The 19,637-nt window shown below is 58.5% G+C and carries 17 protein-coding genes; 5 read left to right on the forward strand and 12 right to left on the reverse strand.

Annotated features, from left to right (window positions below; all coding sequences use genetic code 11):
* Positions 1–50: 50 nt before the first annotated feature.
* On the reverse strand, positions 51–1,049 hold the full coding sequence (hemB, locus tag AC2FFH_RS09140; RefSeq protein WP_496844239.1) for a porphobilinogen synthase: 999 nt from the start codon (positions 1,047–1,049) through the stop codon (positions 51–53).
* Positions 1,050–1,168: 119 nt separating this feature from the next.
* On the opposite strand from hemB, the gene AC2FFH_RS09145 reads away from it, so the two are divergent.
* Both AC2FFH_RS09145 and mfd read left to right on the forward strand, forming a co-directional pair.
* Positions 1,169–1,696, forward strand: a complete 528-nt coding sequence (locus AC2FFH_RS09145) for a component of SufBCD complex (protein WP_496723037.1) — start codon at positions 1,169–1,171, stop codon at positions 1,694–1,696.
* A 19-nt stretch (positions 1,697–1,715) separates the two neighbouring features.
* Complete coding sequence (gene mfd, locus AC2FFH_RS09150; RefSeq protein WP_496844240.1) at positions 1,716–5,174, forward strand: transcription-repair coupling factor; 3,459 nt, start codon at positions 1,716–1,718, stop codon at positions 5,172–5,174.
* On the opposite strand, the gene AC2FFH_RS09155 is transcribed toward mfd, so the two are convergent.
* From AC2FFH_RS09155 to AC2FFH_RS09175, 5 genes are all read right to left on the reverse strand, one after another.
* Entirely contained in the window at positions 5,171–5,824 is a 654-nt protein-coding gene (locus AC2FFH_RS09155) for an SH3 domain-containing protein (protein ID WP_496844241.1), read from the reverse strand. The two genes, mfd and AC2FFH_RS09155, sit on opposite strands and share 4 nt — an antisense overlap.
* Positions 5,821–7,485: a tetratricopeptide repeat protein gene (locus AC2FFH_RS09160; protein ID WP_496844242.1), complete on the reverse strand. Its 1,665-nt coding sequence runs from the start codon at positions 7,483–7,485 to the stop codon at positions 5,821–5,823. Before AC2FFH_RS09160 ends, AC2FFH_RS09155 begins: the two co-directional genes overlap by 4 nt.
* Positions 7,486–7,542: 57 nt before the next feature.
* On the reverse strand, positions 7,543–8,751 hold the full coding sequence (locus AC2FFH_RS09165) for an MFS transporter (RefSeq protein ID WP_496844243.1): 1,209 nt from the start codon (positions 8,749–8,751) through the stop codon (positions 7,543–7,545).
* Positions 8,752–8,826: 75 nt separating this feature from the next.
* Positions 8,827–9,486 (reverse strand): DsbA family oxidoreductase, encoded by a 660-nt coding sequence (locus AC2FFH_RS09170; RefSeq protein WP_496764628.1) that lies wholly within the window; start codon positions 9,484–9,486, stop codon positions 8,827–8,829.
* Positions 9,483–11,000, reverse strand: a complete 1,518-nt coding sequence (locus AC2FFH_RS09175) for a class I adenylate-forming enzyme family protein (protein WP_496844244.1) — start codon at positions 10,998–11,000, stop codon at positions 9,483–9,485. The genes AC2FFH_RS09170 and AC2FFH_RS09175 overlap by 4 nt, the downstream gene beginning before the upstream one ends.
* A gap of 65 nt (positions 11,001–11,065) precedes the next feature.
* Between AC2FFH_RS09175 and AC2FFH_RS09180 the strand changes: the two genes are divergently transcribed.
* Positions 11,066–11,689 carry a helix-turn-helix domain-containing protein gene (locus tag AC2FFH_RS09180; RefSeq protein WP_058271780.1) on the forward strand — a complete coding sequence of 208 codons (624 nt, stop codon included), beginning with the start codon at positions 11,066–11,068 and terminating at the stop codon, positions 11,687–11,689.
* Here the strand turns inward: AC2FFH_RS09180 and AC2FFH_RS09185 are convergent.
* Together AC2FFH_RS09185 and AC2FFH_RS09190 are read right to left on the reverse strand one after the other, a co-directional pair.
* Entirely contained in the window at positions 11,678–11,914 is a 237-nt protein-coding gene (locus AC2FFH_RS09185) for a hypothetical protein (RefSeq protein WP_496723024.1), read from the reverse strand. The genes AC2FFH_RS09180 and AC2FFH_RS09185 overlap by 12 nt on opposite strands.
* A gap of 468 nt (positions 11,915–12,382) precedes the next feature.
* Complete coding sequence (locus tag AC2FFH_RS09190; RefSeq protein ID WP_496764633.1) at positions 12,383–14,197, reverse strand: extracellular solute-binding protein; 1,815 nt, start codon at positions 14,195–14,197, stop codon at positions 12,383–12,385.
* A 293-nt stretch (positions 14,198–14,490) separates the two neighbouring features.
* Between AC2FFH_RS09190 and AC2FFH_RS09195 the strand changes: the two genes are divergently transcribed.
* A complete protein-coding gene (locus tag AC2FFH_RS09195) occupies positions 14,491–15,264 on the forward strand; it encodes a 3-hydroxybutyrate dehydrogenase (protein ID WP_282118313.1) in 774 nt (257 codons plus the stop codon).
* A 61-nt stretch (positions 15,265–15,325) separates the two neighbouring features.
* Positions 15,326–16,354, forward strand: a complete 1,029-nt coding sequence (locus tag AC2FFH_RS09200; RefSeq protein ID WP_496765341.1) for a patatin-like phospholipase family protein — start codon at positions 15,326–15,328, stop codon at positions 16,352–16,354.
* On the opposite strand, the gene AC2FFH_RS09205 is transcribed toward AC2FFH_RS09200, so the two are convergent.
* The 4 genes from AC2FFH_RS09205 to AC2FFH_RS09220 all read right to left on the reverse strand — a co-directional run bounded on the left by AC2FFH_RS09205 (position 16,355) and on the right by AC2FFH_RS09220 (position 19,579).
* On the reverse strand, positions 16,355–17,032 hold the full coding sequence (locus tag AC2FFH_RS09205) for a DUF502 domain-containing protein (protein ID WP_058278068.1): 678 nt from the start codon (positions 17,030–17,032) through the stop codon (positions 16,355–16,357). It lies immediately after the preceding gene.
* A 76-nt stretch (positions 17,033–17,108) separates the two neighbouring features.
* Complete coding sequence (locus tag AC2FFH_RS09210) at positions 17,109–18,014, reverse strand: pseudouridine-5'-phosphate glycosidase (protein ID WP_496844245.1); 906 nt, start codon at positions 18,012–18,014, stop codon at positions 17,109–17,111.
* Positions 18,011–18,904 carry a PfkB family carbohydrate kinase gene (locus AC2FFH_RS09215; protein ID WP_113790158.1) on the reverse strand — a complete coding sequence of 298 codons (894 nt, stop codon included), beginning with the start codon at positions 18,902–18,904 and terminating at the stop codon, positions 18,011–18,013. The genes AC2FFH_RS09210 and AC2FFH_RS09215 overlap by 4 nt, the downstream gene beginning before the upstream one ends.
* 54 nt (positions 18,905–18,958) lie before the next feature.
* Complete coding sequence (locus AC2FFH_RS09220) at positions 18,959–19,579, reverse strand: thiamine phosphate synthase (protein ID WP_496844246.1); 621 nt, start codon at positions 19,577–19,579, stop codon at positions 18,959–18,961.
* Positions 19,580–19,637: the final 58 nt, after the last annotated feature.

The raw sequence follows: 19,637 nt of genomic DNA on the forward strand, positions 1-19,637 counted from the left end.
CTGGTCCAACAGCGTTCACAATCGGCGAAAAGTCGCGACCGTCCGGGGTTTTAGCCCTGAAGGATGCGTGCGACCTGCGGTGCAAAGTAGGTCAGGATTCCATCGCAGCCTGCGCGCTTGAAGGCCAGCAGGCTTTCCAGCATGACCTTCTCACCATCAATCCAGCCGTTCTGCGCCGCAGCCTGTACCATCGCGTATTCACCGGACACCTGATAGGCGTATGTGGGCGCGCCAAACGTGTCTTTCACGCGCCGACAGATATCCAGATATGGCATCCCCGGCTTGATCATGATCATGTCGGCACCTTCGGTCAGATCTCGTTCGATCAGGCGCAGCGCCTCATTCGAATTGGCCGGATCCATCTGATAGGTCTTCTTGTCACCGGTCAGCGCACCTGACGCGCCTACTGCATCGCGGAAGGGACCATAGAATGCGCTGGCATATTTGGCGGCATAGCTGAGGATCATCACGTTGTGGTGCCCCGCAGTCTCAAGCGCGCGGCGCATTGCGCCGATGCGGCCATCCATCATGTCTGAAGGTCCAATGATGTCGGCCCCGGCCTCAGCCTGCGCAAGTGTCATTTTGACCAGCGCCTCGACGGTCTGATCATTCACGATCTCGCCATCAACGACATAGCCGTCATGGCCATTGATGTTATATGGATCCAGCGCCACGTCGGTCATCACGGCGATATCGGGGGCCGCAGATTTGATCGCCCGAATGGCCCGGTTGGACAGATTGTCTGGGTTCCACGCCTCGGCGCAATCTTCGGTTTTTAGATTGGGATCGGTGTAGGGAAAGATGCAGATCGCCGGGATGCCCATAGCCTGTGCCTCGACTGCGGCCTTTGCGATCAGATCGACCGAGCGCCGCACAACGCCGGGCATCGAAGGTACGGGTTCTTCAATGCCTTCACCATCGCGCACAAAAACCGGCCAGATCAGATCGTCTGTCGTCAGCGCGTTTTCCCGCACCAACCCACGAATGGCATCGGATTGGCGCGCCCGGCGAAATCGCGTAAGGGGGTAGGGGGCGATGGTCGGTTTCATGTCGCGCTCTCCTTGAATAATCGTGCATTGGGTGGCATGAATTCCCGATGGTCTCAAGGGTAACATTGGACGCGCCTGCGCGAAGAACGCCCCAAGGACAATGAACAAAGGGCTGATGCGTGGATTTGCACTCTTCGATTTTCGAACTCATCGACATGCGCAGCTTTTCGAATCTGTGGTACTGGATCGTGCTGGCGGTGCTCTGGTCGTCGGCCAGCCACTGGGCGATGGGGGTTCCCTACGATCTGCTTGTACGTGCCCGTCGTGTTGGCGGACAGTCCGAGCAGGACCTGCTGGATATCGTTCGGATCAATGGGAACAGGCTGCTTTACATCGTTGATATGTCAGGCCTGGTTATTCTTGCTTTATGCTGTTTCTTTTTTACCGGGCTTGCGATGTTGGGTTTCTACTATGGCGTTGAATTTGCACAGGCCGTGTTTTTGTTGCTGTTCCCCGTGAGTTTGGTGATGCTGATCAACATTCGCGCCGCGCGCAAGTTGCAAGGCATCGAGCCGGTGCTCGGAAGCGTGTCAAAGATCCTTGTACGCTGCAGGATTTACACCCAGATCATTGGCATGATCTCAATTGTCATCACGTCACTTTGGGGTATGTACCAGAACGTCTCGATCGGCGTTCTCGGGGGATGAAAACCAGAAAGGCAAAGCGATGACAGCTCCGAACCATGTGACGGTTGGCGGCGCTCCAGAAGGGTTTGACGCACAGCTTGTTCTGAATGAGATCGCGCGCGTTGGCGGGCCGGTCTGCCACGTCGCGCGTGATGACAAACGGATGGAGGCAATGCGGGCCGCACTGGCCTTCTTTGCCCCCGATATGCCGGTCTTTGTGTTCCCGGGGTGGGACTGCCTGCCATATGACCGGGTGTCACCCAACGCCGACATTGCGGCGGCGCGTGTGGCGACTTTGGCGGCATTGGTGCATCAGATGCCGGAACGGTTTGTCCTGCTGACCACGCTGAACGCCGCGACCCAGCGCGTGCCTGCGCGAGATGTGCTGCGCGAGGCGGCCTTTACCGCTCGCGTGAATCACCGCGTCGACGAAACGGCGCTGCGGAACTTCCTTGTACGCATGGGGTTCACGCAAAGTCCGACGGTGATGGAGCCGGGTGATTACGCGGTTCGTGGCGGTATCATCGACATTTTCCCTCCGGGCGAATCCGGTCCCGTACGTTTGGATCTGTTCGGAGACGTGTTGGACGGCGCGCGCCGGTTCGATCCGGTCTCGCAACGCACGACCGAAAAGTTGGATGTTGTCGAATTGGCCCCGGTGTCCGAGGTCATTCTGGATGACGCCGCCATAACGCGGTTCCGCCAAAACTATCGCATCGAATTTGGCGCGGCGGGCACCGATGATCCGCTGTATGAGGCGATCAGCGCGGGCCGCAAGCATCAGGGCATCGAACACTGGCTGCCGTTCTTCCACGAAAAGCTGGAAACCCTGTTTGATTATCTACCGGATGCGACGATCACTGTGGATGATCAGGTGACACCCACGCGGCTGGCACGCTGGGATACAATTGCCGATCAGTATGAAACGCGGCGTCTGGCACTGGAAAACCGTTCGCGCATGGATACGGTGTATAAGCCAACACCACCCGGTTTACTCTATTTAGACGATGCCGCATGGGAGCAGGCGGTCGCGGACAGGCGGGTGATGCAGTTCAGCCCGCTGCCTCAGGTCAGCGGTCCCGGTGTGATCGATGCAGGTGGGCGGATCGGACGCAATTTCGCGCCAGAGCGGCAGCAGGAAAACATCAGCCTGTTTGGTGCTTTGGCAAGCCATATCACCGACAAGATGGCCAAGGGGCCCGTCTTGATTGCGTCATATTCTGAAGGGGCACGAGAGCGCCTAACAGGGTTGATCGAGGATGAAGGCCTGGCCGAAGCCGTCCCTGTCAGCGATGGCACCCGGATTGGCAAACGCGGATTGCATCTGGCTGTCTGGGCGCTTGAGCACGGTTTTGAAACGCCCGGTCTGACCGTGATCGCCGAGCAGGACGTGCTGGGTGACCGCCTCATCCGCCAGCCCAAGAAGCGCCGCAAGGCCGAGAACTTCCTGACCGAAACCCAATCGCTCAGCCCCGGCGATCTGGTGGTTCATGTCGATCACGGGATCGGGCGGTACATGGGGATGGAGGTGGTCACGGCCGCCGGTGCAGCGCATGAATGCCTGCTGTTGGAATATGCCGAGCAGTCCAAGCTCTACCTGCCGGTCGAGAACATCGAGCTGCTGTCGAAATACGGCCATGACGAAGGTCTGCTGGACCGCTTGGGTGGAGGTGCGTGGCAGGCTAAGAAAGCCAAGCTGAAAGAACGCATCCGCGAGATGGCGGACAAACTGATCCGTATCGCCGCGGAACGCGCTTTGCGCAAAGCTCCGGTCATGGATCCGCCGCCCCACGCGTGGGAGGAGTTCAGCGCCCGTTTTCCATATCAGGAAACCGACGACCAACTGCGCGCGATTTCCGAGGTGATGGAGGACATGCACTCCGGCGCACCGATGGATCGGTTGATCTGTGGTGACGTGGGCTTTGGCAAAACCGAGGTTGCCATGCGCGCGGCCTTTGTCGCCGCGATGTCCGGTGTTCAGGTGGCCGTGATTGCACCGACCACATTGCTGGCGCGTCAGCACGCGGCCAGTTTCAAGGAACGGTTCCGGGGCTTTCCATTGGAGGTGCGGCAGCTGTCGCGCTTTGTGTCGGCGAAAGATGCACAGCAGACCCGTGATGGTATGGCGCGCGGGACCGTCGACATCGTGATCGGCACCCATGCCTTGCTGGCCAAGGGTATCCGGTTCAACAATCTAGGCCTGTTGATCATCGACGAAGAACAGCATTTTGGCGTCGGTCACAAGGAACGCCTGAAACAGCTGCGCAGCGACATTCACGTTCTGACCCTGACCGCCACGCCGATCCCGCGGACGCTGCAACTGTCGCTGACAGGGGTGCGCGACCTGTCGATTATCGGCACACCGCCTATCGATCGTCTTGCCATTCGCACGTATGTCAGCGAATTCGACGCCGTGACCATACGCGAAGCCCTGCTGCGCGAACACTATCGAGGCGGGCAGAGCTTCTACGTTGTTCCCCGCATCTCGGACCTGCCAGAGATCGAAGAATTCCTAAAGGAACAACTGCCCGAGCTGACTTATATGGTGGCGCATGGGCAAATGGCGGCGGGTGAACTCGACGACCGAATGAACGCTTTTTATGACGGCAAGTACGACGTGCTGTTGGCAACGACGATTGTCGAAAGTGGGCTGGATATTCCTACCGCGAACACGATGGTCGTGCACCGGGCGGATATGTTCGGGCTGGCGCAGCTTTATCAAATCCGTGGTCGGGTGGGGCGGTCTAAAACCCGTGCCTATGCGTACTTGACCACCAAGCCGCGTCAGAAACTGACGGCGACAGCCGAAAAGCGCCTGCGGGTTCTGGGCTCGCTGGATACTCTGGGGGCCGGGTTCACGCTGGCATCGCAGGATCTGGACATTCGTGGTGCGGGCAACTTGCTGGGCGAGGAACAGTCCGGCCAGATGCGCGATGTCGGCTATGAGCTCTATCAATCCATGCTGGAGGAGGCGATTGCCAAGATCAAAGCAGGCGAGATGGAGGGGCTGTCGGAAGCCGACGACCAATGGGCGCCACAGATCAATCTGGGCGTGCCAGTTCTGATCCCCGAAGATTACGTGCCCGATCTGGACGTGCGTTTGGGGCTTTATCGTCGCCTGTCATCGCTTTCGACCAAGGTCGAGCTGGAAGGTTTTGCCGCAGAACTGATTGACCGGTTCGGAACGCTACCGAAAGAGGTGAACACCCTGATGCTGGTCGTGCGTATCAAGGCGATGTGCAAACGCGCAGGGATCGCCAAGCTGGATGGCGGGCCGAAAGGCGCGACAATCCAGTTCCACAACGACAAGTTCGCCTCGCCGGAGGGTTTGGTAGAGTTCATTCAGAACCAGCGCGGTTTGGCCAAGGTCAAGGACAACAAGATCGTCGTCAGACGCGATTGGAAGAAGGACAGCGACAAGATCAAAGGCGCATTCGCCATCGCCCGCGATCTGGCGGAAAAGGTCATGGCAGCGAAGAAGAAAAAGGCGAAAGCCTAGTCTCCGCTGACGAAAGTGCACAATTGCCATTCGCCCGCGTCGGATTTTACGAATGCGGCGCGGTGGCCTGTCATGGGCCAGAGAAAGTCACCGTGCATGAATCCCCGCGTGCCGTCAGTCAGCATCACCGGTTGATAGTCGGCACCGTCTCGATGGGTCGGGACGATGACGATCTCGTAGCTGATGAGGCTCAGCGCTGGGGAGCCTGGTTCGGCGGCTTGCCGAAGACTGACGTTCTCACCGGTGACAAAGTAGGCCACGTAAGGGTCCAATGAGGCAGGCAAGGTGATCTGCCATTGATGCGGCATCCAAAACTCGCCCTCGTCGTCGAAATAGCCCGGTTGGGACAGGGTGGTTTCCAGATCGCTCCAATAGGCTTCGCGGCTCTGGTCTTCTAGAGAGCTGTTTTCCGGGCCGAGGTATTCAAGGAATTCCCCGGGCCCACCGCTTCCGCCATGGCTGAGGTAGATGTCCGGGCAAGCAGCTGCGATAACGGTGTCGGTATCACGTGCGGCCACGCTCGCCAACAAACTCTCCCGAAAGGCCACAAGGGTAGGATCGCGTTCTGCTTCATCGACCGGCGGAAATGACTGCCGGTCAGCCAGGGCTGGGCCACAAAAAAGCAGCGACAACATAACTGCACGGATCATTCTGCGGCCTTCATTGCTGCCTGCGCGCAAAAACACGAGGCCCCGACGGCCCGGTCAGCGCGGGCAAGCGCCAGATCAAGACGTTGTTTGATCAATTTGATCTCAACTGTCTCACCGCGTGCTTTCAGACAATCATGCAGGCCCTTTAAACTCCAGACATTGTCGGGGTGGATTGAGGCGCGGCTCAGAGTGCCGCCAAGCCCTAGATCTTCGCGATACACTGCTTCGGCCTCGGGCACGCGGCCCTGTTCGTACAACAACGCACCAAGCGCGTGGCGCGCGGGTTGCATCCAACCCCAAGGCTCGTCGTAGGGCAGCGTGTCGTCCAATTCGACAGAGCGCCTCAGATGGGCGAAAGCAGCATCATAGTTGCCTTTGCGATACTCAATCTCGCCCCGCAGCATTTCGCGGGCGATGTCCAGCAAGTCGATCACGCGGTTGTTGTGCAGCAGCCGGGTTTCCGGAACCCGATCCTTGGCGGCAAGGAACAGTTGCTCTTCGGCCTCTGCTTCGGGCACCTCACCTGTGGCCGCATAGGCGACTGCACGTGCGTAATGGGTGGTTGCGGTGACAGTGCGGTAGAGATCCTGATCATCGGGCAAGGGCAGGGCCTTTGCTTCTTCCCACCGGCCAAACCGGATCAGGATATGCGGCCCCATCGACATGTAGCTTTCGAAGAAATCCGCCATGGGCGGGCTTTCCGTGCGCAGCATCTCTTCGGGGGTGGTGTCCCAGATGCCCTGATTGGCACGCAGGGCGGGTTCCATCTGACCCAGAAACAGCGCGCCGTAGATGGCAAAATGATAGTCGTGCTGGCGATAGCCTGTGTAGATGTTGAACGCGCCTTCGCGCTCATAATACTTCAAGTCAGCCACGGTCGCCTTTTCATTCCAGTGAACGACGTTCTGATAGTGCCCGCACAACACGTCGATATGGGTTGGCATATGCACCAAATGCCCTGCATCGGGAACCAGAGTGCGCAGGATATCCCCGGCCTTCAGCGCCTTTTCCGGTGTGGGCGACATTTCCATCAAGTGGACATAGAGGTGCAACAGACCCGGGTGCGACATCGCCGCCGGATCGTCTGCCATCGCGTCTTCCAGGGCTTTTTGTGCTTCCAGAGTCGCGGCGCCCTCAGCGGGTTTACCGGTTTTCAGGTCCCACATCTGCCAGGGGGTCAGGTTGAGCAGAGACTCGACATAGATGGTGCGCAGATCGAGGTGACCCGACTGCTCTGCAAAGGCGACGCGCATCGCGGCGGCAAAATCGTGATCCCAGCTATGCATGTCGTCGACAGGATCGCGCTGTGGATACCGCGCGGGCAGGGCGCGGATCAGCGCCTGTTCCGTCGGGCTGCACCCTTCGGCCAAAGCCACGGCTTTCTGCGTGGCATCATAGGCCAGTGCCAGCGCCTTTCGTTGCCCGCGGTCATCCAGCAAGTTCCAAGGAAGGTTGTAGTTTGGCCCTGCAGCATAAGCCACGCCCCAGTGGGCCATCGCGCAGTCAGGGTCAAACTCAAGCGCGCGCTGAAAACACACAACCGCTTCGTCGTGGTTATAGCCGTAGGTCCAATTCAGCCCTCGGTCGAACCAAAGCTGTGCGTCTGCTGAGGCCGTCGTTATCGGACTGGAATATGCGCCAAGATCGTAGTAGTCGCTCACTGAAAAACTCCACTCATATTGAGCAGATGTTAGCCTGATTCACCGTTCCTGCACAGATCAGGCTGGAAGCCTGTTTTCGATCCGCCCCATATGCAGCATCAGGCCGAAGCCCGCGGCGCTCATGGCCAGGATGCCAACAGCCAGCGGGGTGATAGACCCGTCGAACATCTGCCCGATGGGGGCCGCAATCGCGGCTGCAAACACGGTCGAGATCGCTCCGATCACCGAGGCTGCCATGCCCGCGATATGGCCCATTGGCTCCATCGCGATGGCGTTCAGGTTGCCCATAGTCATGCCTGCCATAAAGAAGACTGCCGTTTGCCAGCCTACGAAAACGGCGAAAGACATGGTGGGCGAAAGGTCTGCCGCATTCAGGGCGATGACAGCTGTGGTAAAGAGGACCTGCGCGCCCAACGCCCATGTCACGATCCGACGCATGCCCAATTTGATAACAAGGGCCGCGTTTAAAAGGCTGGCTGAGCCCGCCATCAACGCCACGAACCCGAACCAGAACGGAAAACTGTCGGCACTGTCGTGGATGACATCGTAGACCGGTTGAACCATCGTCAGCATGGTGAACAACATACCCAGACACAATGTCTGAACCAAGATCGACAGTCGGACAGTTGGATGTGTGAACATCTGGCGTGCGGCGTCCAGTATAAGGGGCAGGCGCAGCGGGCGACGGTTCTCGACCGACAGGGGTTCCGGAAGGCGCAGGCCCATCCAGACGATGGTGATTAGTGAGAACAGGATGAATGAGGCAAAGATACCCCGCCATCCGGTCAGTGCGATCACTCCGGCACCAAGCATTGGCGCGATCGCAGGGACCAGGGTGAAGATCATCATCGCAATCGATACAATCCGCGCCATCTCTCGGCCCGAATACAGATCGCGAATAATCGCCATGGCCACCACGCGCGGGGCCGCACATCCGATCCCCTGGAAGATACGGGCGACCAATAGCATTTCGAGTGATGAACTGGCCCAGGCAGCCGCCGCTGCAATGATATACAGTGCCGATCCGACATAGATCACTGGTTTGCGGCCAAAGGCGTCCGACAGCGGCCCGGTAAAAAACGTGCCAATCCCCATGCCCAACACAAACGAGGTTAGGATCAGCTGGGCTTTGTTGACGTCGTCGGGGCTGAGTTGCGCGCCGATATTTGGCAGCGCAGGCAACATGGAATCGATCGAAAACGCGATCGTCGCAAACATCATTGCGACAAGTGCTATGAACTCACCCCGTGACATGCGATTGGCCATAACGCCCTCCTGATCTGTTCGCGCTATCACGGCAAATCAGTTGACGCTAGGTGTCAAATTGCACAGAGGTCTGTGCTAATTTGCGGCGGAAGCCTCAAGTTGAGACATGATTTCAGCAATCGCTTTTTCCCACATTTCAGGGGGTTGCGCCCCGGGGACGGCATGTTGATTGGCAACGATGAACGTCGGGACAGAGCTGACGCCCATCTTCCTGGAATGGCTGTCACGGTTGCTGATATCCTCGCGGTCCGCGTCGGATTTCAGCAGTTTCAGCACGACCGCTGCGTCCATTCCCGCATTGTCGGCAATATCGGCCAGAACCTCATGATCGCCGATATCGCGGGCCTGCACGAAATAGGCATCGAACAACGCATCGACTACGGCGTTCTGTTTGCCTTCAATCCCGGCCCAATGGATCAGGCGGTGCGCGTCCAGTGTGTTGGGCGTGCGCTCCATGCCTTCGAAGTCGATCTTAAGGCCTGCGTTCTCGGCATGATCAACGACCGGAGCATAGGCACGCACCGCGCCTTCCTTGCCCCCGAACTTGCGTTCGAGATACTCGCGGCGATCCATCCCGGCATCCGGCATGTCGGGGTTCAACTGGAACGGATGCCATTCGATCACAAACGGATGGTCCGGGATCGCCGCGAGCGCCTTGTCCAGATGGGTTTTGCCGATATAGCACCACGGGCAAATCGGGTCGGACATGATATCAAGCTTGACGGTCTCGGTCATGGGTTGGTCGCCTTGAAATAGGCCGGCAGCGCCCGGCGCAGAAGTTTCCCGTTCCCGCCGGTGGGCAGGTCAGGCAGATGGATAAAGGCGCGCGGTTGCTTATAGCGCGCCAGATTTGCCTCGACATAATTACGCAGGGCGTTGTCGTCCAGCTTTTCCGGTCCTGTATAGAAGGCTGCTATCACAAATGTGTCCTGTTTGACCTCGACTGCCGCAGCTCCGACCTGCGCGATGCCGGGATACCGGGACAGCGCCGCCTCGACCTCAACCGGTGACACCCTATAGCCGCCCGCATTCATCATATCGTCATCGCGACCCAGATAGGTGATCTGGCCATCCACGGCCATGGCCCCTTGATCGCCGGTCAGGAACCAGTCGTCCTGCATCCGGGCTTCGGCCTCGTCCGGGGCGTTGAGATAGGTCAGCATCAGACCGGGGTCGGACCTGTGTATGGCAATGGTGCCTTCCTGACCCTGAGGTACGGGACCGTCAGGTCCCAGGATAGCCACACGGCGGCCAGGCTGCGGTTGGCCCAATGCATCGGACCGCGCTGGATGCGCCGGGCTGGACGAAATGAAAGTCGAACACTCTGACATGCCATAGGCCTCGTAGAGTTCAGTGCCGGTCGCTTGCGTCCACTGTTCATGCAGATGCCGTGACAGTTTTTCTCCGGCGCATAACCCATGCCGCAATTCCGGCAGGTCGACGTCGTCTGTTGAGCTCACCACCTTACGGAATACGCCCGGTGCTGCCGCAAAGATGGTAGCTTGATGATGGCGTAGCAGGGCAGGTAGAGCGTCCAGATCGGTGCCCGGCGCAGGGATAAGAGCCGTTGCGCCAATGGTCCACGGATCCATCAGACCGGTGCCCAAGGTATAGGTCCAGTTGAACGCGCCTGCGTGACACAGGCGATCGGTTTCACGCAGCCCGTACCAGCCATCCACCATCATCTGACGCGCCCAGATGGCACGATGGGCGTGGGCCACAGCCCTCGGTTTTCCCGATGTGCCCGAAGTATAGACGACATAGGCCATCCGTTCCGGGTCGCCCATTTGATATTCTGCAGCAGGCAGATCACGCATTCCGGCCAAATCGGACAGGTCAATCTGAACCGGATGCGCGGCGCACGCAACCTGTGGGTCACGCAGAATGGCGGCAGGTCTGAGATCGTTGATCATGCGCTCTGTTTCCGGCTCGGTCAGCTGCGATGACGTTGGGACCGGGACGATGCCGACAGCAATCGCTCCGAGATAGGCAATCGGGAAATCGACCGTGTTTCCAAGCCGCATCAACGCGATATCGCCGGGCTTCAAACCGGCATTCAACAACCCTGTGCCAGTGCCCAGAATGGCCTGCTGCAACTCGCTATACGTCAAATGCTCGGCATCCGAAGACCCTAGAACAGACAGGGCGGTCTTGTCCGAAAGCTTGGCGGCACAGCGCAGTACATGCGCTGCCAGATTGAACGGAGACGGGCAGGCGGGCGGCGGTCCCTGATCAAAAATAGAAAGCATGGCAACTGGCTAGCGCGACCAATGCTGCGTTGCAAGCGCGACAGGCTGCGCCTATAGAATGACGCATGAGCACCCAAGACCAGACATCTTTGATCCGCATTGCCCGGGACTCGGGCGAACATACGGAAGTTGAACCACTGGACCTCGGCGCGCGTGTGCGCGAGCTGCGGAAAGCGCGGAAATGGACGCTTGAACAGGCGGCCACGCAGGCTGGTCTGGCACGTTCTACGCTCAGCAAGATCGAAAATGGTCAGATGTCGCCCACCTATGACGCGCTGAAAAAGCTTGCGACCGGTCTTGAGATCTCGGTGCCGCAGCTGTTTACGGCGCCACAGCGGGACCAGGTGATCGGTCGGATGGCCGTGACGCGCATGGGCGAAGGGTCTGCCCATCCCACAACCACCTATGAACATGAACTGCTTGCCGAAACGCTGACCAAAAAGCAGATGTTGCCTTATCGGGCCCGTGTCCGCGCGCGGTCAATGGATGAGTTCGACGGCTGGGTCCGCCACGACGGCGAAGAGTTCTTGTATGTCTTGACGGGTGTTGTGCGCCTTTACACCGAGTTTTATGAACCAGTCGAAATGCGCCGCGGCGACAGCGCCTATTACGACGGGAGCATGGGGCACAATGTAATCTCGGTCAGCGACGAAGATGCAATGATCCTGTGGGTAACATCACTTACTTAACGACCGGCTGAATTCGCGGTTCAAACCTTCCGTGAACAAAAAATCCTCAAGCTCTTCGTGGGCTTCGTTCATGGTCAGTTGATGACGTTCAGCCAGATACGCTTCGAAACATTTGCGGTCTTGGCTTAACCGCACCATGTCCTGATCCCGCAGGTTCGGAAATCTCCGTTTGGCGCGCGTATACATAGCGTCTAGGTCTTGCGTCAGATCGGTCCATTTCAACATTAGACAGCTTTCCGTTTTCATGGTTTCAAACCGCTCGTCCCAAGAACCAGCGTACGAAGGTGGTGGGGGCGTTCGGGCATGACAAAATGTCGCACCCGAGGTCGGGAGGCGGTTTGATTTTTGACGGGGTCGAAAGTGCCCGTTGCAGCCTATCCGCAACGGGCAGACGGACCTGATTTTGAGTGAGTGGAGGCCGGTCCGTAAATTCGATGTGCTGCGCACCGGACGAAGAGTTACGTTTTGAAATTCAAAGCAATAATCAATTCGTGCAGCGTACTGCAGCTTATGCACAAGCTATATCGCTAAACCCTGTTCAGTAAAGCTTTTTGTGTGAGTTTTTTAGGGGAGCACTTGACGTTGGGGCAATTGCAACATGTTGGCGCACCAAAAACTCGACCCGCAATATGCGGTGCCAATAGGCTGTGCGCCGATTTCCGCCCACGTCCCTTTGGTGCTGCGCGTGACCCGTTACTGTTCGTACCACCAAACCTGCGGCATGTATTCTGGCCCATCGCCATAGATCGGCAAGTTTTCCGGCTGCTTGAGTTCCTTGGCGTGGGCGATCCTGCCTACATCAAAGTTCCAGATCGGAATGACATAGCGCCCGGCGGTCAATACACGATCAAGCGCGCGCGTTGCAGCAACGAAATCCTCATGACTTTCCGAGGCCAGCATGGCGTCAATCATTCCGTCCACAGCGGGTGAAGCCACCCCCATCAAATTGCGCGTGCCCGGAGTATTCGCGTTTTCGCTGCCCCAGTAGAGGCGCTGCTCGTTGCCGGGTGACAGGGACAACGCACGACGGAAATAGGTCATGTCGAAATCCAACTCGGATGTACGGCTGGTGAACTGGGCGCTGTCGACCTGCTCGGTGCTCACCGCGATGCCAAGACGTTCCAGTGCGCGCGTGTAGATCTCGATTGCCGTTTCGCTTTCGGTGTCGCCCTGTTGCAGCAACACGGTCACGGTAAAGGCATCGCCGTTTTCGTTACGCAGCACGCCGTCCTGGATGGTCCAGCCAGCCTCGGCCAACAGTTTGGTGGCGGCGCGGATGTTCGAACGATTGCGGGCCGATCCGTCACTTTCCGGCAATGTATAGCCTTCAAGCGTTCCCGGAGGCAGGTCGTCCTTGAATTCCATCAGCAGCTCTTCGACGCGACCACTTGCCGGACGGGGCTGCATCGCAAGGTCCGAGCCCGAGAAATAGGATGAGATACGCGGCTGCGCGTTGCCGGTAATCGTGTCGTTGATGAATTCGAAATTGAACGCCAGCGTCAGCGCCTCGCGGACACGCCAGTCGTCAAACGGTGCTTTGCGGGTGTTCATGACAAACCCGGTCATGCCCGAGGGCTTGCCGTGCGGGATCTCGGTCTTGACCACATCACCACGCTGGACGGCCGGGAAATTGTATTGGTTGGCCCATTTGTCGGCATTGAATTCACGTACCGCGGTCAGTTCTCCGGCTTTGAAGGCCTCGAACAGAACAGTGCCGTCGCCGTAGAACTCGATCCGCATTTCGTCCAAATTCATGGTGCCTTTACGGAAGGGGATGTCAGTGCCCCAATAATCCGGGTTCCGCTTAAGGTTCACGTATCTACCGGCCTCATAGCTGTCGACGACGTAGGGCCCGGTCCCGACCGGAATGTCATGCAACCCGGCATTGGCAAAATCTTTACCTTCCCACTGGGCTTTCTGCAGGATCGGGCGCAGGCCGGCGATCAGGGCAAGCTCGCGGTCGGGTTCGTTAAAGGTGATGCGCACCGAGCGGGGACCGGTCTGTTCGATACTGTCAATCTTACTCCACAGCCCGCGATAACGCAGGTGGCCTTCGGTTCCCAAAGTCTCATACGACCAGATGACATCATCCACTGTGACTGGTGTACCATCCGAGAATTCTGCGTTCTCACGCAGGGTGAATTCGACCCAGGACCGGTCCGGCGCTGTCTCAACTGATTCGGCTAACAGCCCGTAAAGAGTGAAAGGTTCGTCCCAGGATCGGCCCATCAGGCCCTCGTGGGTCCAAAATCGCAATTGCCAGGGCGAGCTGCCTTTTTGCACGAACGGGTTCAAACTGTTATAGCCGCCCGTATTTCCGAACACGACTTTCCCGCCTTTTGGCGCGTCCGGATTTGCGTAGGGCAGGGACACAAAATCCGGTGGTAAGGCGGGGTCACCATACATAGCTATGCCATGGGTCGATTCTGCATAAGCAATTGACGTGCTCAAAAGTGCAGTGATTCCCGCGATCAATGGGCGAACGGGGCGTAGAAAATCGGGGCTCATTTTGGAAACAATCCTGCTCTGGCCTTATTTTGTTGGGATTCATCGTAGCTATGATTTTTCTTGTTTTCAAACTTTTAGCTTGGACGAACACAAGAAATTGCTTATAAAGGATGCACTGCTCGATAGGTTTCTTGCCTGTATGAAACCTGCCTCAATAACTTAACGCCCGCTTCGTGCGGGCGTTTTTTTTGTCCGGATCTGACGTAGGATGCGTCGCCCGAATGTTTCCCCGTTTTCTTTGCAGCTGCAGCATGGCACTGTGTCGCCAAAGTTGACTTTGTGGGAGTTCGGCCATGAGCCTTTCGGGAAAAACAGCCATTATCACCGGATCGAATTCAGGGATCGGATTAGGCGTCGCGCGCGAGCTGGCGAAGGCCGGGGCTAACGTGGTGCTGAATTCATTTACCGACCGCGACGAAGATCATGCGCTGGCCGCTGAGATTTCGAAAGAGACCGGGACCAGCGCACGCTATATCAAGGCGGACATGTCTAAGGGTGAAGAATGCCGCGCGCTGATCGAAAAGGCGGGGGCATGTGATATTCTGGTGAACAACGCGGGCATTCAGCATGTTGCGCCGGTTGATCAATTTCCGGTCGAAAAGTGGGATGCGATCATCGCGATCAATATGAACTCGACTTTTCATACGATGGCCGCGGCGCTGCCAATGATGCGCAAAGCCGGGTGGGGACGTATTGTGAATATCGCCTCGGCACACGGGTTAACAGCGTCTCCGTTCAAGGCGGCCTATGTCGCGGCAAAACACGGCGTGGTTGGCATGACCAAAACCGTGGCGCTGGAGACTGCGCAGGAGCCGATCACATGCAATGCGATCTGCCCGGGATACGTCCTGACACCATTGGTCGAGGCACAGATCCCAGGAACCATGAAGGAATACGGCATGAGCCGTGAGGACGTGATCAAGAACGTGATGCTTGAACGGCAACCTTCGAAAGAATTCGCCACGGTCGAGCAATTGGGTGGCACCGCGATCTTCCTGTGCTCGGATGCGGCAGCACAGATCACCGGGACCACGATCTCGGTCGATGGCGGTTGGACAGCGTTGTGAGGTTTCACGGGGGCGTTGCCCCCGCACCCCCGGAGTATTTTGAAAAAGATGAAGGGGTGGAATAGTGAAACGGATCAATCTGGCTTTGCAGGGTGGGGGTGCGCACGGTGCCTTTACCTGGGGCGTTCTGGACAGGCTGCTGGACGAAGAGGATATCGAGGTCGCGGCCATCACTGGGACCTCGGCCGGGGCGCTGAATGGCGCTGCTTTCAAATCCGGGATGGTGCACAACGGACGTGATGGCGCACGGGCCAGTCTGGACGGGCTATGGGCACGGATGGGCGCGGTGGGTGATATGCGCCTTGCCAACTGGATGCAGGCGCTGGAGCCTGCGCAGATTGCCCAGTCGATGGAGTATTCGCTGCCATTCTCGGTTGGTGATGCCTGGTCGCGGCTAGTGTCGCCATATGCTTATGGTCCGTTTTACCGCAATCCTCTGGAACCGGTTGTCGATCGGTTCAACTTTGATGAGATTTGCACGGATCAGGGACCCCTGTTGTTTGTCTGCGCGACCTGTGTGCGCAGCGGCAAGATCCGGGTGTTCACCGGGGAAGAGATTTCAACGGATGCCATTTTGGCCTCGGCCTGCCTGCCTAGCCTGTTTCAGGCCGTCGAGATATTTGACCCCAGCTCGGGCCGGACCGAGGCATATTGGGATGGTGGTTACACTGGAAACCCGGCGCTTTATCCTTTGTTTAACAGTGATTTGCCTGAAGACGTCGTGGTCGTGAACATCAACCCGCTTGAGCGCGATGAGGTGCCAAAAACTCCGCAGCAGATCCAGAACCGGATCAACGAGATCAGCTTTAACTCATCCCTGTTTCGCGAGTTGCGGGCGATCAATTTTGTTCAGCGTCTGTTGGCGGACGGCAAGCTGACGGCCGGAGAGATGAGCCGCGTATTTGTCCACATGATTGCGGATGACGAATTGATGAATGATCTGTCTGTGGCGACCAAGACGGTTCCCAACCCTGTGATCCTGCACAAGCTGAAGGACGCCGGGCGCGCCGCGGCGCATCGGTTCATCGGCGATCACAAAGCCGATCTTGGCGCACGCAGCACCGTCGACCTGCCCGAGATGTTTGGCTGATCACTCGGGCGGCTGCGTCGGGTCTTTTTCGTTGGGGTAAACAAGGCCTGCGGAAATCACCAACTTCGCGGCGTCCTCGATTGTCATATCCAACAGGATCACGTCCTCGGCCGGGAAGAACAATAGGAAGCCAGAGGTCGGGTTGGGCGTGGTCGGGACGAAGACACCTAGCAGTTCACCCCCGGTTTCAGCCCGCTCGCTGACTTCGCCTTTTGCCGCGGTAGAGACGAAACCGATTGCCCAGATGCCGCGGCGGGGGTATTGGATCAGGCATGCTTTTTCGAATGACCGTTCAGTCTGGGCAAACACCGTTTCCGAGATCTGTTTGATCCCGGAATAGACGGATCGAACAACGGGCATCCGGCTGACAAGGCTTTCGGCAATTTGGATCAGGGACCGGCCCAGAATACCTTTGGCGATCCATCCGACCAGAACAGTGAAGATCAGGAAGATGACAACGCCGACACCGCGCAGGTTGATGCCCACATATTCCTGCGGCTGGAACCGTTGTGGAATTATGGGCAGTACCGCACTGTCGATCCAGCCAACCACGGACCAGATCAGCCAAATGGTCAGCCACACCGGCGCAATCACGACGATGCCCGTCAGGAAAGACGCGCGCAGTCGCGAAAACAGGCCCGGGCGGCGATGTGGTTCTTCGTCAAATGGCGTGTTCATTGCGGTCCTGAGCGGTTTTCTGCCGAATTAGTTAAGCAGTTGGGTGCCTTGGTACAATAGGCTTATGTCAATCGGTTCAGTCGGACAGCGCCCGAGCAATTCCGGCCGCCAGTCGGGCGTTGTTGCGGACCAAGGCGATGTTGGCCGTCAGCGAACGCCCTTCGGTCTGTTCGTAAATCCGTTGCAGCAGGTACGGCGTGACGCCTTTGCCGCTGATCCGGTGTGTATCTGCGTCGGCCTGTGCCGATGCAATGATGGGAGCCAGTTCTTCGGCCGGGATCTGATCGGCGGTCGGAATTGGGTTGGCAACAAGCTGGCCGCCGGGCAAGCCAAGCGCGCGGCGTGTGGCGTGCGCTGTGGCGATGTCCTCGGCACTGTCCATTCGCAGGGGCGCGGCATAAGGGGATTTGGCCGACCAGAAGGCCGGGAATTCGTCCTGCCCGTAGGCGATGACCGGAACGCCCAGCGTTTCCAAAACCTCGAGCGTTTTTGCCAGATCGAGGATGGCTTTTGCGCCCGCAGCCACAACTGTAACCGGAGACTGGGCCAGCTCATGCAGATCGGCTGAGATATCAAAGGTCGTCTCGGCACCCTGATGAACGCCGCCAATGCCACCGGTGGCAAACACTTCAATCCCGGCATAATGGGCGGCAATCATCGTCGCAGCGACTGTGGTTGCGCCAGTGCCGCCGGTCGCCATGCAGGCGGCCATATCTGCGCGCGACAGCTTGGCGACGCCCTGCGCCTGACCCAACGCTTTCAGCTCATCAGCCTCAAGGCCCACATGCAGTTTGCCTTTGATCACGGCCATGGTTGCCGGAATTGCGCCCGCGTCGCGGATGTCCTGTTCGACCTGTGCCGCAACCTCGATGTTCTGAGGGTAAGGCATCCCGTGGGTGATGATGGTGCTTTCCAGTGCCACGATAGGCTGGCCTGCGTCCTTGGCAGCACGGACTTCGGCGGAATATTGAATGTCGATCACAGTGGGGTTTCTCCGGATACGTATGTTGCGGCGGCGTGCAAAGCGCGGGCCAGGGCCTCTTCGCTCGATGCTCCGTCGGATTCTGAGGCGATGTGGGCCGCCATGAATGTGTCGCCTGCGCCGGTTACGCGGGTAACCAAAACGGACGGTGGTGTTTGGGTCAGGATTTCATCCGCATTACCAACCGTGGCCGAGCTTCCGCCGTCGGTGACCAACACCCGCAGCGCGCCGCGATCCAGCAGGCCTTTGGCGGCGCTTTCGGAATCCTTGAATTCGCGCTGGCACAGGATGCCGGCTTCTTCGAGGTTCACATACAGCGTGGCCCGCGCATGTTTCAGGAACGGCAGCAAACGTTCGGCTTTACCGGGCGAGGCCGGTGCCACACGCAGATCGGCGCGCGCAAAGGCGGGGCTTTGGGCGATTTCCTCAAGCAAGTTCAGGGTCAGGTTCCCGTCCAGCGCGATTGGGCCTTCGAACGGCTCGTTTTCGTACCCTAGCGGCCCGTGCATCAGTGGACGCAGGATTTTGGCACCCGCGGCTTCAAGCGAATGCGCATCAGCGATGGCTGCTATCAAGCCGTTGGCCCCTTCGACCGCCATGTAACGATCGGTCGGCAAATCCTGCGAACGGTAAATGTGATCCGTCACCATGCCTAGTCGGGAACAGGCGTTTGCCAATTCATCTCCCTCGGGATCGCGCCCGATGGCGGTCAGCAAGGTGGGGGTCATGCCAAAGCGCACAAGCGTCATGGCGATGTTCATGGCCACGCCGCCGGGCAGGCGGGTGATCCGCCCCGGCACGTCCGAGCCCTGCCGCATGGCGCTGGCGGACCGGCCAATCACGTCCCAAAGAACCGAGCCGATACAAAGGATGTCGCTGTTCTGAGTCATGTCGTCGTCATGCCGCAGCCCCGGCGAAGGTGCAAGCGTTAACGCTCGCACCGATCAGCGCATCGCGTCAGTCAGATCCTTCAGCGCGGCCAGAGGGTCATCCTGTGACCAAATCTCGTCCCCAATTCCGAAGAAATCGGTGCAGGGGGCCAGATCGCGAACCAAGTCGGGATTCAGGCCACCCTCGGCAACGACTGGAACTTCGATCGTCTCAGACCACCACTGGAACAGATCCATTTCGGCGATTGTGCCATCACCCAGCGTTGACGCGCCCACTGGTCCAAAGGCGACATAGTCCGCACCGGCCTCGCCAGCAGACATGCCGTCATGGCTGGACGCACCGCAAAAGCTGCCAACGATGGCTTCCGCGCCCAATTCCTTTCGTGCAAACCGGACCGAGCGCGCGGCGTCATCCAGATGCACCCCGTCCAGCCCCAACCGCTGCGCCAGCAGAACATGGTTCGAGATCACCAGCGCCACATCGCGCGCATGCGCAACCTCACGGCAGGCATCCGCCGCGCGGGCGATCGTGTCTTCATCTCCACCAGCCAGCGCCAATCGGATACAAGCGATCTCTGCCCCGTCCAACACGCTGGCCAAACGGTTCGTAAAGGTGCTCAGTTCGATGGTCGGTGGCGTAATCAGGTAAATCTGCGGCTGCTCGGGGGTGTCCATTGGCGCGTCCTTCGCTTTCAGTCTTTTGCGCGGTTTAGCGGATTGCGGCGGGGAAGCA

It is taken from the genome of Ruegeria sp. YTSC003, assembly GCF_059609785.1.

What these genes read in the sequence shown, in the direction of transcription:
- hemB (WP_496844239.1), bottom strand. Translation starts at nt 1,049, where the DNA reads ATGAAACCGACCATCGCCCCCTACCCCCTTACGCGATTTCGCCGGGCG.
- mfd (WP_496844240.1), top strand. Translation starts at nt 1,716, where the DNA reads ATGACAGCTCCGAACCATGTGACGGTTGGCGGCGCTCCAGAAGGGTTT.
- AC2FFH_RS09155 (WP_496844241.1), bottom strand. Translation starts at nt 5,824, where the DNA reads ATGATCCGTGCAGTTATGTTGTCGCTGCTTTTTTGTGGCCCAGCCCTG.
- AC2FFH_RS09165 (WP_496844243.1), bottom strand. Translation starts at nt 8,751, where the DNA reads ATGGCCAATCGCATGTCACGGGGTGAGTTCATAGCACTTGTCGCAATG.
- AC2FFH_RS09170 (WP_496764628.1), bottom strand. Translation starts at nt 9,486, where the DNA reads ATGACCGAGACCGTCAAGCTTGATATCATGTCCGACCCGATTTGCCCG.
- AC2FFH_RS09175 (WP_496844244.1), bottom strand. Translation starts at nt 11,000, where the DNA reads ATGCTTTCTATTTTTGATCAGGGACCGCCGCCCGCCTGCCCGTCTCCG.
- AC2FFH_RS09180 (WP_058271780.1), top strand. Translation starts at nt 11,066, where the DNA reads ATGAGCACCCAAGACCAGACATCTTTGATCCGCATTGCCCGGGACTCG.
- AC2FFH_RS09185 (WP_496723024.1), bottom strand. Translation starts at nt 11,914, where the DNA reads ATGTTGAAATGGACCGATCTGACGCAAGACCTAGACGCTATGTATACG.
- AC2FFH_RS09190 (WP_496764633.1), bottom strand. Translation starts at nt 14,197, where the DNA reads ATGAGCCCCGATTTTCTACGCCCCGTTCGCCCATTGATCGCGGGAATC.
- AC2FFH_RS09195 (WP_282118313.1), top strand. Translation starts at nt 14,491, where the DNA reads ATGAGCCTTTCGGGAAAAACAGCCATTATCACCGGATCGAATTCAGGG.
- AC2FFH_RS09205 (WP_058278068.1), bottom strand. Translation starts at nt 17,032, where the DNA reads ATGAACACGCCATTTGACGAAGAACCACATCGCCGCCCGGGCCTGTTT.
- AC2FFH_RS09215 (WP_113790158.1), bottom strand. Translation starts at nt 18,904, where the DNA reads ATGACTCAGAACAGCGACATCCTTTGTATCGGCTCGGTTCTTTGGGAC.
- AC2FFH_RS09220 (WP_496844246.1), bottom strand. Translation starts at nt 19,579, where the DNA reads ATGGACACCCCCGAGCAGCCGCAGATTTACCTGATTACGCCACCGACC.